Source organism: Rhizorhabdus sp. GW822-FHT03C02, from assembly GCF_058801765.1.
Map to the genome: position 1 here is coordinate 1 of NZ_JBXANN010000020.1, position 14,204 is coordinate 14,204.

General features: G+C 65.5%; 13 protein-coding genes and 1 tRNA gene. 7 read left to right on the forward strand and 7 right to left on the reverse strand.

Translation table 11 applies throughout. The features are described from left to right. Nucleotides 1-108: 108 nt before the first annotated feature. Nucleotides 109-1,338, reverse strand: coding sequence for an NAD(P)/FAD-dependent oxidoreductase (locus tag AC1RM6_RS28765; RefSeq protein WP_493107798.1), 1,230 nt, complete (start codon nt 1,336-1,338; stop codon nt 109-111). 136 nt (nt 1,339-1,474) lie between these two features. On the opposite strand from AC1RM6_RS28765, the gene AC1RM6_RS28770 reads away from it, so the two are divergent. From AC1RM6_RS28770 to AC1RM6_RS28780, 3 genes are all read left to right on the forward strand, one after another. Then, a tRNA-Met gene (locus tag AC1RM6_RS28770) sits at nt 1,475-1,551 on the forward strand. A gap of 64 nt (nt 1,552-1,615) precedes the next feature. Continuing rightward, a complete protein-coding gene (locus tag AC1RM6_RS28775) occupies nt 1,616-2,554 on the forward strand; it encodes a hypothetical protein (protein ID WP_493107800.1) in 939 nt (312 codons plus the stop codon). A 721-nt stretch (nt 2,555-3,275) separates the two neighbouring features. Beyond that, nucleotides 3,276-3,575, forward strand: a complete 300-nt coding sequence (locus tag AC1RM6_RS28780) for a hypothetical protein (protein ID WP_493107803.1) — start codon at nt 3,276-3,278, stop codon at nt 3,573-3,575. 12 nt (nt 3,576-3,587) lie between these two features. Here the strand turns inward: AC1RM6_RS28780 and AC1RM6_RS28785 are convergent, their stop codons facing one another. Further along, nucleotides 3,588-4,094 (reverse strand): cyclic nucleotide-binding domain-containing protein, encoded by a 507-nt coding sequence (locus tag AC1RM6_RS28785; RefSeq protein WP_493107805.1) that lies wholly within the window; start codon nt 4,092-4,094, stop codon nt 3,588-3,590. A gap of 208 nt (nt 4,095-4,302) precedes the next feature. Between AC1RM6_RS28785 and AC1RM6_RS28790 the strand changes: the two genes are divergently transcribed. Then, nucleotides 4,303-5,826 (forward strand): fumarate hydratase, encoded by a 1,524-nt coding sequence (locus AC1RM6_RS28790; protein ID WP_493107807.1) that lies wholly within the window; start codon nt 4,303-4,305, stop codon nt 5,824-5,826. 130 nt (nt 5,827-5,956) lie between these two features. Here the strand turns inward: AC1RM6_RS28790 and AC1RM6_RS28795 are convergent, their stop codons facing one another. Continuing rightward, on the reverse strand, nt 5,957-7,168 hold the full coding sequence (locus AC1RM6_RS28795; RefSeq protein WP_493107809.1) for a serine hydrolase domain-containing protein: 1,212 nt from the start codon (nt 7,166-7,168) through the stop codon (nt 5,957-5,959). A 43-nt stretch (nt 7,169-7,211) separates the two neighbouring features. Between AC1RM6_RS28795 and AC1RM6_RS28800 the strand changes: the two genes are divergently transcribed. Further along, nucleotides 7,212-8,291 (forward strand): MBL fold metallo-hydrolase, encoded by a 1,080-nt coding sequence (locus AC1RM6_RS28800; RefSeq protein WP_493107811.1) that lies wholly within the window; start codon nt 7,212-7,214, stop codon nt 8,289-8,291. On the opposite strand, the gene AC1RM6_RS28805 is transcribed toward AC1RM6_RS28800, so the two are convergent. Genes AC1RM6_RS28805 through AC1RM6_RS28815 form a run of 3 tightly spaced genes read right to left on the reverse strand, consistent with a single transcriptional unit; the run spans nt 8,288 to nt 10,926 of the window. After that, a complete protein-coding gene (locus AC1RM6_RS28805) occupies nt 8,288-9,577 on the reverse strand; it encodes an MFS transporter (RefSeq protein WP_493107813.1) in 1,290 nt (429 codons plus the stop codon). The genes AC1RM6_RS28800 and AC1RM6_RS28805 overlap by 4 nt on opposite strands. Before the next feature lie 48 nt (nt 9,578-9,625). Then, entirely contained in the window at nt 9,626-10,465 is an 840-nt protein-coding gene (locus AC1RM6_RS28810; RefSeq protein WP_493107815.1) for an arylamine N-acetyltransferase family protein, read from the reverse strand. Beyond that, nucleotides 10,456-10,926 carry a DUF3617 domain-containing protein gene (locus tag AC1RM6_RS28815; protein ID WP_493107817.1) on the reverse strand — a complete coding sequence of 157 codons (471 nt, stop codon included), beginning with the start codon at nt 10,924-10,926 and terminating at the stop codon, nt 10,456-10,458. Before AC1RM6_RS28815 ends, AC1RM6_RS28810 begins: the two co-directional genes overlap by 10 nt. Before the next feature lie 114 nt (nt 10,927-11,040). Between AC1RM6_RS28815 and uvrB the strand changes: the two genes are divergently transcribed. Beyond that, nucleotides 11,041-13,233, forward strand: a complete 2,193-nt coding sequence (gene uvrB / locus AC1RM6_RS28820) for an excinuclease ABC subunit UvrB (RefSeq protein WP_493107944.1) — start codon at nt 11,041-11,043, stop codon at nt 13,231-13,233. 130 nt (nt 13,234-13,363) lie between these two features. Then, nucleotides 13,364-13,567, forward strand: a complete 204-nt coding sequence (locus AC1RM6_RS28825; protein ID WP_493107818.1) for a hypothetical protein — start codon at nt 13,364-13,366, stop codon at nt 13,565-13,567. Here the strand turns inward: AC1RM6_RS28825 and AC1RM6_RS28830 are convergent. Continuing rightward, on the reverse strand, nt 13,558-14,154 hold the full coding sequence (locus AC1RM6_RS28830) for a YdeI/OmpD-associated family protein (protein ID WP_493107821.1): 597 nt from the start codon (nt 14,152-14,154) through the stop codon (nt 13,558-13,560). The genes AC1RM6_RS28825 and AC1RM6_RS28830 overlap by 10 nt on opposite strands. Nucleotides 14,155-14,204: the final 50 nt, after the last annotated feature.

A 14,204-nucleotide genomic window follows, 5' to 3' on the forward strand; every position in this document is an offset into this window, starting at 1 on the left:
GCTCCCCCGCCCGACCTCCCATTCAGGATATTCTGTGGGAGGTCGGGCGGGGGAGCGGGCTGGTGCCGCTACGAAAATGCGCTCTTCCGCGCATTTTTCAAAAAAGCCTCAGGCGGGGACGAGCGATTTGAGCGGAATCTCGGGATCGGCGAGCTGATCGCGCGGCGGCCGCGCCTTGGCGGTGACCAGCGCGCGGCCCTGGGCATAGTCCTTGGTCGCGTTGACGCAGTCGAGCGCGAGCACCTGGCCATCGCGCAAATAGACGATCGAGAAGCTGCGGGTGGCGGGGTCGCCGCGGGTGATCGTCTCGTCATAGCCCATCGACAGGCCGATCGTCTGGAGTCGCAGATCATATTGGTTCGACCAGAACCAGGGGATCGCATGATAGGGCGCGTCGGCACCTATGATCGTCTTGGCGACGAGGCTCGCCTGGTCGTTGGCATTCTGCACCGATTCGAGCCGGATGCGGGCGCCCTCGGGGGCGAAATCATTGGCGTGCATCGCACAGTCGCCGATCGCGAAGATGTCGGGCAGCGAGGTGCGGCACTGCGCGTCGACGTCGACCCCGTTGCCGCCGGCCGCGCCGGCCGCGAGCAGTGGCTCGACCGCCGGGACGATGCCGATGCCGACGATCACCATCTGCGCCGGCAATATCGTGCCGTCGTGCAGGCTGACCCCGGTCGCGCGGCCATCCTCGCCGACGATGCAGTCGACCTTGGCGCCGAGATGGACCTCGACCCCGTGCGCGCGATGCTCGGCTTCGTAGAAGCGCGACAGCGTCTCGCCGGCGACCCGGGCGAGCACGCGGTCGAGCGCCTCGAGCACGGTCACCTTCTTGCCGAACTTGTTGAGCACCGCCGCGGCCTCGAGCCCGATATAACCGCCGCCGATCACCACCACCTCGCGGGTCGCATCGAGTTCGGCGAGCATCCGGTCGGCATCGGCGCGGGTGCGCACGCCATGGACACCTTTCAGCTCGGCGCCCGAGCAGGTCAGTCGGCGCGGGCTGCCGCCGGTCGCCCAGATCAGCGTGCCATAGCCGATCGTGCTGCCGTCGGAGAGGGTGACCTGGTGCGCGGCCGGATCGACCGTAACGACGAGCCGGCCGAGCAGCATCTCGACATTGCGTTCGGCCCAGAATTTCTCGGGGCGCAGCAGGATGCGCTCGAAACTCTTCTCGCCCGAGAAATATTCCTTGGACAGCGGCGGGCGCTCATAGGGGAGGTCGGGCTCGTCGCCGAGCAGCGCGATCGTTCCCTCGAACTTGTTCTGCCGCAGCGCCACCGCCGCCTGTGCTCCGCCGTGTCCGGCCCCCACGATCAGGACATCGAAATGCATATCCGGCAACTCTCCGTTTTTTCCCGTTTCCCCGAGTCTTGGCCCCCTCTATCGGCAAAGGGCGCATTGTGCCAGTTGACCGCGCCGGAGACGCTATCTATAGGCCGCGTCCACCGCGGAAGCGGTCGCCTGGTAGGGCGGAGTAGCTCAGCTGGTTAGAGCACGGGAATCATAATCCTGGGGTCGGGGGTTCAAGTCCCTCCTCCGCTACCATTCATCCCTCCGACAGCAGAGGGGCGTCAGGAAACGCTGCCCGATCAGGGCCTCCAAGCGGCCGATGATCTCGATCTTCGGCGGGGGCGTGTGGCGGTTGCGCGACGCGCCAGCCGGACGAAACACCACCGTCTCGATCACCTCGCCCACGACCTTGCTCGGCATTGGAAGAACAAGTGTGTATCGCGCTTTGGCACATCAGTTAGGACGCGCTGTGTTTCGTCAGATCCTTCCGTTCCGCCGCAAGAAACCTGATGGCCGTGTCGGTTTCATCTATGTGCCCGACAGCGAAACCGGGCCGATGAGCCAAGCACAGCAAGGTCAGATCGTGAGTGTCGAGGGACGCGGGCCACCGTGGATCGTCGTCGATGAGGCGCCAGCTTCGATCATTTTGACGAAATGGCCCGGAACGCTTTGGAAGGCGATGATCGTCGAGGCCGCGACGGCTGACGATCAGCGGAGCAGAGGCGGGGCTCCCCTTCCTTATGCTCGCTATACCCGTTGTATATCCGTCGAACTCCTTGGGCAGGAGAATCTGTCCATCCTCTTCGGCGCGCATGGGCAAGCTGTTCTTGGGGTCTTAGGTCGGGCAACCACACTAAATCGGGAACAGGCCACTCAGTTGTCATCTGCGCGACATCCCGACGCGCCGGACGCATATGATCGGACCTTCCGTCGCTGGGGCAATGCCGGGGGGATTTGCGATGGCTATGACGACGACCTCGACGGCACGCTGAAGATCGGTTCGATGCCTGCTGAATCGCCAATCAACCAAGGGTTGAGCCTGATCCATCTTTCCGTGTTCGACAGGGCAAAAGCCGTCGATGGCGCAATTGCGACATATATCGATGATGAGGGAGACGAAGAGCTTGTCGAACCTTGGAGCGGGGCGAGCGCGGCTCTCTTGGACGCCGGACTGGCGCTGGGTGCGCCCGACTTCACCGATGAACGAGATCAGCGCACTTTGACTCAAGGTTTCCTGGGGGTATTCTCCAGACCTTGAGTTCGGCGATAGCGCGATGCCTCATCGGCAACCGTGGGATCGCTCGCTGAAGATGGCGAAGCGGCCCCCCACCTATCAGATCGACCAAGTTCCTCCTCTGCCACCATCATAGCCCCGGGCGCGGCTCGATCGCCTTTTCGGATGGCTTGCCGATCGCAACGCCCACGCCGGTCATCGATCCACGACATTAGACAAGTGCAATATGTTGCTCGGCCGTTCTCCGCGTCGATCGCCGATCGGGTCGGCAGTTCGATCGGGGATGATGGGGCGTCGCTTTCGTACCGATCTGGCGACGTTACGGCGATCACGCGCGCGTCGTGGCCTCCGAAATTCGCTGCCCCGGAAGCGCCAACTCAGGTGGCCAGCACTCCGGGGCTATGCCGATTCAAAAGGCGATTAGAAATGATGGGTACAGAAAGCGAGGAGCAGGATCAGCGGAATAGGAACACCGATTGCCCAAAGAAGGATGGATCGCATGGTCGTCTCCAGCTCCGGAATGGAGCAGCAGAGGAATAAGGAACGAAGCGTCCGCAAGTTCCCTGGGGTCGATCGGCACCCCGTCGGGGTCCGTTGGCGATTTTGTGCCGGGTCCGGAACGGCTGGGGTGAACTCCCTATTTCATCGATCCGAAATGTTGCTAAACAATGTACCCAGCGCTTCGCGTCTGGGGGAGACGTCGCTGCGATCACACAAGCCGATGCCATCTGGGGGGATGCGTTAAGTGGCCGAACTCGACAAATTCGCGCTCTATCTGCGTGCGATCATGAGCGACGTTTCGCTCCCGCTTTCCGTGGCTTATTCGGTGACCGGCGACGATCAGGGCGATCGCCGTCCGGTGGCCTTCGTCGTCGATGGGGAAGGGCGCTACGTCCTGACCGACCAGGATCCGCCGGGAGTCGACGATTCGCCCTGGTGCGAGATGGTGGTGGCGGTGGTCAACGCGATGCCGGTCGTACTGGACGAAATGAACGATGCCGGCGCGCGGCTGGCGGCGCTCCACAACCATATGGCGCCGCATTGATGCTGGGATCGGTCAGGCCGATCGCCGGGTGAACATGCCGGTGAGCCGGCTGAAGCGGTCGGTCGACGCGGTTCGCGCCTGATCCTGCTCCTTGCGCTCGGCCTCCGACATCCGCACCGCGGCGGTCGTCTCGCGCAGCCGTTCGGACAGAAACACCGCCAGCGCGCGGTAGAAGCGGACCCCGAATTCGGGATCCTGTTCGAACCGGGCGAGGATCAGGTCGCGCGGCACGCACATGATCTCGCTCGCCTCCTCCGACCGGACCGAGGCCGATGGCGCCTGCCGCTCGACGAATGACATCTCGCCGATCACGTCGCCCGCGCCCAGGGTCGCGACATGGGTGCCGTCGGCCAGCAGCACCGCCAGCGACCCGCCGGTCACGAAGAACAGGTCGGCGATCGGCTTGCCGGCCTGGACCAGCCGCTCGCCGGGCTTGAGCTTGCGGAGCTTGCCCATCGACAACAGCCACAGCATGTCGTTGTCGGTCAGGCCTGCCGCGACATGGAGCAGGTTGCGCATCGCTACTTCCCCTTGGCCGCCCGCGTCATCCTTGCCCGATTCCGCGCGTGCGAAGGCGCATTAGTGCTTAACCGCCGCTGCCAGGTCAACGTCCCGAAGCGTTTCCGCCGCATGCGCACCCAAACTGGGCTTTGATTCGAACGCGTTCGGGCGCATGGGACGTCGGTCTGGATGGCCCAAAGGCCGGCAAATGCGGGGAGCGCACGCAATGACCGTCATCATCAAGGAAGCCGATCTGATCGAGAGCGTCGCCGACGCGCTCCAGTTCATCAGCTATTATCACCCCATGGATTATATCCGAGCGCTGGGCGTCGCCTATGAGGCCGAACAGGGCCCGGCCGCCAAGGACGCGATCGCGCAGATCCTGACCAACAGCCGGATGTGCGCCGAGGGCCATCGCCCGATCTGCCAGGACACCGGCATCGTCACCGTCTTCGTCAAATGGGGCATGCAGTGCATGCTCGACAGCGACAAGTCGCTGCAGGACGTCGTCGACGAGGGCGTGCGCCGCGCCTATCTCCACCCCGAGAACCGGCTGCGCGCCTCGATCCTCAAGGACCCCGCCTTCGGCCGGGTCAACACCAAGGACAACACGCCCTGCGTGCTCAATGTCGAGATGGTGCCCGGCCACCATGTCGAGGTCCAGCTCGCGGCGAAGGGCGGCGGATCGGAGAACAAGTCCAAGTTCAAGATGATGAACCCGTCGGATTCGATCGTCGACTGGGTGCTCGAGATGGTGCCGCAGATGGGCGCCGGCTGGTGCCCGCCGGGCATGCTCGGCATCGGCATCGGCGGCACCGCCGAGAAAGCGGTGACCCTCGCCAAGGAATCGCTGATGGGCGACATCGACATGGCGCAGCTGAAAGAGCGCGGACCGCAGAACAAGATCGAGGAGCTGCGCATCGAGATCTTCGACAAGGTCAATGCGCTCGGCATCGGCGCGCAGGGGCTGGGCGGGCTCGCCACCATCCTCGACGTCAAGATCATGGATTATCCGACCCATGCCGCGTCGAAGCCGATCGCGATGATTCCCAATTGCGCGGCGACCCGCCACGCCCATTTCCACCTCGACGGATCGGGTCCGGCCTATCTCGAGCCGCCGAGCCTCGACGAATGGCCCAAGGTCGAATGGGCGCCGTCGAAGGAGTCGATCCGGGTCGATCTCGACACGCTGACCCCCGAGGTGGTGGCGAGCTGGAAGCCAGGCGACCGGCTGCTGCTCAACGGCAAGATGCTCACCGGCCGCGACGCCGCCCACAAGCGGATCCAGGACATGCTCGCCGCCGGCGAGGAACTGCCGGTCGATTTCAAGGGCCGGGTAATCTATTATGTCGGCCCGGTCGATCCGGTCGGCGACGAGGTGGTCGGCCCGGCCGGCCCGACCACCGCCACCCGGATGGACAAGTTCACCGACATGATGCTCGAGCAGACCGGGCTGATCGCGATGGTCGGCAAGGCCGAGCGCGGGCCGGTGGCGATCGAGTCGATCAAGAAGCACAAGGCGGCCTATCTGATGGCGGTCGGTGGTGCGGCCTATCTGGTCGCGCGCGCGATCAAGGCGTCGAAGGTCGTCGGCTTCGCCGATCTTGGCATGGAGGCGATCTACGAGTTCGACGTCAAGGACATGCCGGTGACGGTCGCGGTCGACGCGACCGGCGAAAGCGTCCACCACACCGCGCCTCTGGTGTGGCGTGAAAAGATCGCGCGCGAGAAGCTGCTCGAAAACGCGTGAGGCACGCTTAAGCGGAGTCGTGCTGTCTTGGGCGGCCCCGGCCTCCGCCGGGGCGACGAATATTGTTGTTCTTCAAGTCATTACGTCGCCCCGGCGGAGGCCGGGGCCGCCCAAGGCAGAGGCGCAGCCTCTACTCTCGCCCCGTCGCCATCGCCTCCTCGGCCGAGAAGAAGGCGCTGTTCGGTCCATGTGGCGCGTCGGCGGCGACCGCGGTGGTGAAATAGGCGACGCCGATGCCTTGGGTGCGGTCGATCCACAGCCCCGACTTGAGACCATAAGCGTCGCCGGCATGGCCGACCCGGGCGAGGCCATCGCCGAACGGATCGTCGCGGCAGCCGGCGACGGCGGTCGCGAGCGTCTGGCTGGCGAGGCCGTAGCGGCAGATCGTGCCGGGCGTGCTCTCGCCGGTTTCGCCATTGGCGCCGTCATAAGTCCATAAGGGCGTCAGCAGCAGCTCGACCGAGGTGGGCTTGAGGAACGGCTTGCCGCCGACCCGGCCGCCCCGCAGCAGCATCTGCCCGATCTTCGCCAGATCGCGCATCGAGATGCGCAGGCCCCCCTGCGGCGAGAAGCTGGCGCCGTTGAAGCCGGGGCGCCAATAGGCGAGATCGCAATCGCCATCGGCCGCCGGCACGATCGGGCAGGCCGGCCGCACGCCATGATCGTCGTCGCGCACCGGCTTGCCGTCGGCGGCGTAGAGCACCACCGCATGGGCGATCGTCGCATCGTCGCAGCTCGCCCAGTTGTAGCAACCCTTGAGGCCCAGCGGATCGAGCACCAGCCGCTGCATCAGCCGGTCGAAACGTTCGCCGGTCGCCTTCTCCATCACCGCGGCGACGACCGGGAAGTTGAAATTGGCATAGCGGAAATAGCTGCCCGGCGGATGCGCGGCGTCCCAGGCGCGCGGATCGGCGGCGACCTCGGCGATCCCCTTGTCGAACGGCAGCACATAGTCGGCGCCGTCGGTCAGCGACGAACGGTGCGAGAGCAGCAGCCGCAGGCTGATCGGCCGGTCGGGAAAGGCCGGGTTGCGCAGCGACCAGCCGAGTCGCGCCGAGACGTCCAGGTCGAGGTCGATCTGCCCGGCCTCGATCAGTCGCAGCACCCCGATCGCGACGACCAGCTTCGAGATCGAGGCGATCCGCACCGGATCGCCGGCGGTGACCTTGCGGCCGGTGGCACGGTCGGCGAGGCCCGCCACGGTGGCGCGGCCCAGCCGATCGGTGGTGAAGGGCTGGCGGACCGAAGCGGGAAGGATCGGAGGCGGAACAATCGCGGCTTCCCGGGCGTCGAGCGCCGATGATAGCAGCAACAGGGCGGATGCGGTCAGCAGGCGGAGCATCGCGCCATCATGGGCAAGGAGCGGCGTTCGGACAATGGCGCGGATGAAACGGATCGGGCGCTGGATCGCGATCATCCTCGTTTCCCTGGTCGCGTTGGGATTGCTGGCCTGGCAGGCCGCGCCCGCGCTGCTCGACCGCATCTATTATCAGGGGCCGGCCAGCCCCCATTATGACGGGCAGCGCTTCTTCAACCCCGAGGGCGACCAGGGCAGCGGCGGGGCGCAACGCGCGTTCGGGCTGCGCCGCCTCTATAATGCCGCGACCGGCAAGCGCGGTCCCGGCTGGCCCGAAAGCGTCGCGGTGACGCCGACCCGCCCGCCGGCGCGGGTGACGGGATCGGCGCTGCGGGTGACCTGGATCGGCCATGCCACCGTGCTGATCCAGACCCAGGGCCTCAACATCCTCACCGATCCGGTATGGGCCGACAAGGTCGGGCCGTTCGGCCTGTTCGGGCCGCGCCGGGTGCGGGCACCGGGGGTACGCTTCGACGATCTGCCGAAGATCGATGCGGTGCTCGTCAGCCACGACCATTATGATCATATGGACGTCGACCTGCTCGCGAAGCTGTGGAAGCGCGACCGGGCGGTGATCGTCACCAGCCTCGGCAACGACACGATCCTGAGCGACCATGGCGCGCCGGCGGTGGCGCGCGACTGGGGTGGGCGGGTGACGCTGCAGCCCGGGATCGACGTGATCGTCGAGCAGGTCCATCACTGGGGCTCGCGTTGGGGCGCCGACCGCAATCGTGCGCTGTGGAGCGGCTTCACCATAACCCTGCCCGGCGGCAATATCTTCTTCGCCGGCGACACCGGCTGGGGCGACGGCAGCTGGGTGCGCCGCGCGGCGAAGGATGGGCCGTACCGCCTCGCGATCCTGCCGATCGGTGCCTATCATCCGCGCGAAGTGTTCAGCGGCAACCATGTCGATCCGCAACAGTCGGTGCGGGTGTTCGAGACGCTCGGCGCCACCCACGCGCTCGCTATCCACTGGGGCACGTTCCAGCTCACCGAGGAGACGATCGACGAACCGCGGACCGAACTGGCAAAGGCGCTGAAGGCCGAAAAGCTCGCGCCCGATCGCTTCCGGACGCTGGCAGCCGGCCAGGCGTGGGACGTGCCTTAACGGTTGCTCGCCGTGCGCATCGCCCTGGTTCGCGTCTCGGGCAGGATGATCGTCGCCACCAGCGCCACCACCATGCAGCCGGCGACATACCAGAAGAAGGTCGACTCGATCCCGGCCGATTTGAACCAGAGTGCGAGCGACTCGGCGGTGCCGCCGAAGATCGCCTGGCTGATCGCATAGGGCAGGCCGACCCCGAGCGCGCGGACATGCGGCGGGAACAGCTCGGCCTTGACCACCGCGCTGGTCGCGCTCGATCCCGAGATCACCAGATAGGCGACGCAGATCAGCAGGAAGGCGGCGAGCGGGCTGCCGGCGGCGCCGATCGCGGTGAACAGCGGCACCGTCGCGATCGCGCCGACGATCCAGGTCCAGTAGAGCAGCGGCTTGCGGCCGATCCGATCGGACAGGCCGCCGAGGATCGGCTGGATGACGATGTAGAAGATCAGCGCCGCCGAGCAGATCAGCGAGGCGGTGTCCTTGGCGAAGTCCGCGCTCTGCACCAGATATTTCTGCATATAGGTGGTATAGGCGTAGAAGCTGACATTGCTGCCGATTGACAGGCCGAACACCAGCGCGACCTGCTTGGGATGTTCGCGCAGCAGCGTCATGAAGCCGCCCTTGCGCCGCTCCTTGCCGCTTTCCTCGACGAAATCGGGGGTCTCGTCGATGCCGCGGCGGAGCCAGAAGACGCTGATCGCCAGGATCGCCCCGGTCGCGAAGGCGAGGCGCCAGCCCCACGCTTCGAGCTGCGCCTCGGTCAGGAACACGAACTGGAGCAGCACGAGCAGACCGAGTGCCAGCAACTGGCCGGCGATCAACGTGACATATTGGAAGCTCGACCAGAAACCGCGCTTGTCGGGCGGGGCGATCTCGGTGAGATAGGTCGCCGCGGTCCCGAACTCGCCGCCCAGGCTCAGCCCCTGCGCCATCCGCGCGAAGGTCAGCAGGATCGGCGCGGCGATGCCGATGCTGGCATAGGTCGGGGCGGCGGTGATGATCAGCGAGCCCAGGCACATCAGCGTGATCGACCAGGTCAGCGCCGATTTGCGGCCATAGCGATCGGCGAGCATGCCCAACAGCCAGCCGCCGAGCGGCCGCATCAGGAAACCGATCGCGAAGACGATGCTGGTCGACAGCAATTGCGCGGTCGGATCGCCCTTGGGGAAGAAGCTCTTCGCGAAATAGAGCGAGAAGGCCGAATAGATATACCAGTCATACCATTCGACGAGATTGCCGAGCGAGCCGCCGATCACCGATCTTATGGGATTGCGGGGTCGGCTTGCCATGATCTCGCTCAATTCATTGCCCCCGGGGATATGAGTGATGCGGCCGGATCAGCCCTCGAACAATCCGAGGCCGCCGACCTCGACATCGTCGAGCGCGATTCCGAACACGAAGTTGAGCCGCAGCCGATAGGCGGTCGCGCTCTCGATCTCGGCCTCGACCCGCTGGTCGCCGTTGCGGCGGGTATAATGGCGGTCGGTCAGCGACGCGAAGCCCGACGGCAGGCAGATGCTCGCCACCGACAAAGTGGTGAAGCGGGTGCCGTGCCGGGTCGAGGTCCAATGGTTGGACATCTCCAGGTCGATCGAGGCGACATTGTCGAGGGTGAAGCTGTACTGCAATTGCCAGTCGTCGCCGCTGGTGCGCCCGTCGGTGCTGAGCGGGTCGCCTTTGCGCTCGAGCATCCAGCCATGGTCCTCATGGGTCGACAGGCGGAATTTGGCGCCGTCGGGGCCGGTCACCTCGGGCCCTTCGATCAGCGGCATCGGCGGCGAATAGCTGCCGCCGAAGCCGGCATCGGCGATCCATGGCATACCGTCGATCATGACGAGGTTGAGGGTATGGGTGCGCGGTGGCACGTCCTCGGCCATCAGCCAGACGCGCGCGAGCAGCGGGCGGGCATCGAAGCCGAGCGCGGTCAGCGCACGCAGGAACAGCTGGTTCTGCTCGAAACAATAGCCGCCGCGCCGCCGGTGGACCAGCTTGTCGAACACATGGGCGGGATCGAGGCTGATCGCCCGGCCGAGGCGGATGTCGAGATTCTCGAACGGAATCGCCAGCCGGTGCGCGCGCTGGAGCGCGGCGAGGCCCTGGGCGTCGGGCGCGGGCAGGATTCCCAGGCTGATCCGCGCGAGATAGGCGTCGAGGTCGATCGGGGCGCTTATTTGCACGTCGGCCCCGTCCATTGGCCGGTGCCGGTGGTGACGATCTTGACCGCCTCGCCATCCTTGGTGCCGGTCGACAGCGTCGAGAGGCTGTAGCTGCGCGGGGTATAGGTGCCCTTGGACGACACCAGCAGCCCCTCGGGAAAGCGCTTGTTGGTGCAGAATGTATCGAACAGCAGCTTGCCGCCGGTCATCTCCAGCCGGCGCACCTTGCAGACCGCGGCGTCGTCCTGGGTCAGCAGCGCCTCGGGGCGCGAACTTGCCTGGGCGGCGGTGTAGCAGCTCTTGCGGGTCTTGTTGCCGGCGAACATCTTGATCATCCATTGCGGGATGCCGGGGACCTCGGCGCTGATCGTCGTGGTCTGGTGCTGCCAGGCGCCGACCGCGAAATTGTCGGCGAGCGCGACCGCGGGGATCGCGCCGGCAGTCAAGCCGATCGCCAGCCTGCCGATGGGGGAAAGGGTCATACCAAGCCTCTCATATATCATGGCGCGACCCTAGCGCCGGTCCTTGGCGGTGCAAGTGCTGTCGGTCACGCGCCGATCATTGTTTCGGCCGGCGGCGTGCCCCATATGTTCCTCATGGCGATCCAGATTCGAACGAGCCTCGACGATATCGACATGGGGCAGAGCTTCGTGCCCCATCGGCCCGAGCGCCCCCCCAAGCTCGAAGGCAGCAAGCCGTTTCGGATCGTGTCGGACTATGCCCCGGCCGGCGATCAGCCGACCGCGATCGCCGAGCTCGTCGCGCAGGCCGAGGCCGGTGAGCGCGACCAGGTGCTGCTGGGTGTTACCGGATCGGGCAAGACCTTCACCATGGCCAAGGTCGTCGAGCAGTTGCAGCGGCCGGCGCTGATCCTGGCGCCCAACAAGATCCTCGCCGCCCAGCTCTATGGCGAGTTCAAGCAGTTCTTCCCCGACAATGCCGTCGAATTCTTCGTCAGCTATTACGACTATTACCAGCCCGAGGCCTATGTGCCGCGGTCGGACACCTATATCGAGAAGGAAAGCTCGGTAAACGAGGCGATCGACCGGATGCGCCACTCGGCGACCCGGTCGCTGCTCGAGCGCGACGACGTGCTGATCGTGTCGTCGGTGTCGTGCCTCTACGGCATCGGATCGGTCGAGACCTATTCGGCGATGATCTTCGATCTGAAGAAGGGCTCGACCGTCGACCAGCGCGAGATCATCCGCAAGCTGGTGGCGCTCCAGTACAAGCGCAACGACCAGGCCTTCGGCCGCGGCAATTTCCGGGTGCGCGGCGACAATCTGGAGATATTCCCGTCGCATTATGAGGACAGCGCCTGGCGGATCGCCTTTTTCGGCGACGAGATCGAGGAGATCACCGAATTCGACCCGCTGACGGGGAAGAAGTCGGCCAGCCTCGACCAGGTCCGGGTCTATGCCAATTCGCATTATGTGACGCCCGGCCCGACGCTGAAGCAGGCGAGCGAGGCGATCCGCTTCGAACTGGGCGAGCGGCTCAAGGAATTGCAGATCGAGGGCAAGCTGCTCGAGGCGCAGCGGCTCGAACAGCGCACCAATTTCGATCTCGAGATGATCGCGGCGACCGGATCGTGCGCGGGGATCGAGAATTACAGCCGCTTCCTGACCGGGCGGCTCCCCGGCGAGCCGCCGCCGACATTGTTCGAATATCTGCCCGAAAATGCCCTGTTGTTCGTCGACGAGAGCCATCAGACGATAGGCCAGATCAACGGCATGTCGCGCGGCGATCATCGCCGCAAGATCACGCTGGCCGAATATGGCTTCCGCCTGCCGAGCTGCATCGACAACCGGCCGCTGCGCTTCAGCGAGTGGGAGGTGATGCGCCCGCAGACCGTCTATGTCTCGGCGACCCCGGGCGGTTGGGAGATGGAACAGACCGGCGGCGTCTTCGCCGAACAGGTGATCCGGCCGACCGGGCTGATCGATCCGCCGATCGACGTGCGGCCGATCGAAAGCCAGGTCGACGACCTCGTCTACGAGGCGCGCGAGACCGCCAAGCTCGGCTATCGCACGCTGGTGACGACGCTGACCAAGCGGATGGCCGAGGATCTCACCGAATATATGCACGAGGCGGGGCTCAAGGTCCGCTACATGCACTCGGACGTCGAGACCCTCGAGCGCATCGAGCTGATCCGCGATCTCAGGCTCGGGGTCTATGACATCCTCATCGGCATCAACCTGCTGCGCGAGGGGCTCGATATCCCCGAATGCGGGCTGGTCGCGATTCTCGATGCCGACAAGGAGGGCTTCCTGCGTTCGGAAACCTCGCTGATCCAGACGATCGGGCGCGCTGCGCGCAACGTCGACGGCCGGGTGATCCTCTATGCCGACAGCATCACCGGATCGATGGAACGGGCGATGGCCGAGACCGCGCGACGCCGCGAGAAGCAGCAGGCCTTCAACGAAGCCAACGGCATCACCCCCGAGACGATCAAGCGCAACATCACCGATATCGTCGGCCATCTCGCATCGCGCGACCAGGTCACCGTCGAGACCGGGATCGAGGACCGGCCGCACATGGTCGGCCATAATCTGCGCGGCTATATCGAGGATCTCGAGGCGCGGATGCGGGCTGCCGCCGCCGATCTCGAATTCGAGGAAGCCGGGCGGCTGCGCGACGAGATCAGGCGGCTCGAGCAGGAGGAACTGGGGCTGCCGGTCGAGCAGCACCGCGCGCCGGTGGCGAGCCATTCGAGCAGCGGCAAGCCGGGCACCCGGACGACCCGCTACGGCAAGGCGAAGGCGGCGCGCGCGGCCAAACGCCGTTGAACGATTCGTTCAATTATAGTGATATTTGCGTGTTTTTATGATGAAACTATCTGTGCACTCGAAGACAATGCGTATATCCTGCGCGGCATAAGAGCATCCCGAAGGATGTCGTTGGGGCAGGAGAGTAGCGATGCATGACGTGACGCGTTCGCCGCTGGGGTGCGGCAACGGTTCGATCGACCAGATGCTCGAGGCCTGGCGCGATCTCGGCAGCTATGTGGCATCGTCGCGCATGGCGAAGGCGGCGGGGGTCGGGCCGGAACTGGGCCTGCCGTCCGCGGCGGCGATCGGCAAACCGCCCTCTTTTGCGAACGAAAATGGCGGTTACATATAGCGCCAGTTGCGCCGCTTGCCTTCGGCAAGTTGGGCGACCGCCTGCTCGATCCGCCGTGCGCGGGTTTCCGCGCGCTTGGCGTCTTCGATCCATTCGACATATTCGCGGCGTTCGCTGACCGGGAAGGCGTCGAAACTGGTTCGCGCCGCGGGAAGTGCCGCCATCGCCGCCGCGAAATCCTCGGCCGGTACCGGCGGCGGCTTGGGATGCTTGATCGGACGGGGCGCCACCGCGCCGGCATCGACCAGCGCCATCGCGCGGCCGATGGCCTCGATCAAGATCGTGTCGTCCGGTAGGTCGGCGCGTTCCGTCAGTCGGCCATATTGGCCCATGGCGTCCTTGTCCCGGTCGTCGACGGCGCCGGTGGCATTCTCACGCTCCCAGAAGCCGAAACTCGCATGGTGGCGAAAGGCCGACATGCGACACAGGATGCGACCCTTGTACATGAAGGTCGGCGAACTCCATTTCATCGTCTCCTCGACGATCGGGCACGCGCCGTGAACGACCTTGCGCAGATGGTGAAGGATCGGCTGCGCGAAAGGCTGGGCGCGCGCGATATAATCGTCGAAGCGAGGGTCCCTGCTCATCGTTGCAGTCGAGCGCGACCGCGGGGGCGAGTCAAGCCGGGCCTTTCGTT

Excerpts from the sequence above, each read along its gene's own strand:
- AC1RM6_RS28765 (WP_493107798.1), bottom strand. The coding sequence starts at position 1,338 with ATGCATTTCGATGTCCTGATCGTGGGGGCCGGACACGGCGGAGCACAG.
- AC1RM6_RS28775 (WP_493107800.1), top strand. The coding sequence starts at position 1,616 with ATGATCTCGATCTTCGGCGGGGGCGTGTGGCGGTTGCGCGACGCGCCA.
- AC1RM6_RS28785 (WP_493107805.1), bottom strand. The coding sequence starts at position 4,094 with ATGCGCAACCTGCTCCATGTCGCGGCAGGCCTGACCGACAACGACATG.
- AC1RM6_RS28790 (WP_493107807.1), top strand. The coding sequence starts at position 4,303 with ATGACCGTCATCATCAAGGAAGCCGATCTGATCGAGAGCGTCGCCGAC.
- AC1RM6_RS28795 (WP_493107809.1), bottom strand. The coding sequence starts at position 7,168 with ATGCTCCGCCTGCTGACCGCATCCGCCCTGTTGCTGCTATCATCGGCG.
- AC1RM6_RS28800 (WP_493107811.1), top strand. The coding sequence starts at position 7,212 with ATGAAACGGATCGGGCGCTGGATCGCGATCATCCTCGTTTCCCTGGTC.
- AC1RM6_RS28805 (WP_493107813.1), bottom strand. The coding sequence starts at position 9,577 with ATGGCAAGCCGACCCCGCAATCCCATAAGATCGGTGATCGGCGGCTCG.
- AC1RM6_RS28815 (WP_493107817.1), bottom strand. The coding sequence starts at position 10,926 with ATGACCCTTTCCCCCATCGGCAGGCTGGCGATCGGCTTGACTGCCGGC.
- uvrB (WP_493107944.1), top strand. The coding sequence starts at position 11,041 with ATGGCGATCCAGATTCGAACGAGCCTCGACGATATCGACATGGGGCAG.
- AC1RM6_RS28825 (WP_493107818.1), top strand. The coding sequence starts at position 13,364 with ATGCATGACGTGACGCGTTCGCCGCTGGGGTGCGGCAACGGTTCGATC.
- AC1RM6_RS28830 (WP_493107821.1), bottom strand. The coding sequence starts at position 14,154 with ATGAGCAGGGACCCTCGCTTCGACGATTATATCGCGCGCGCCCAGCCT.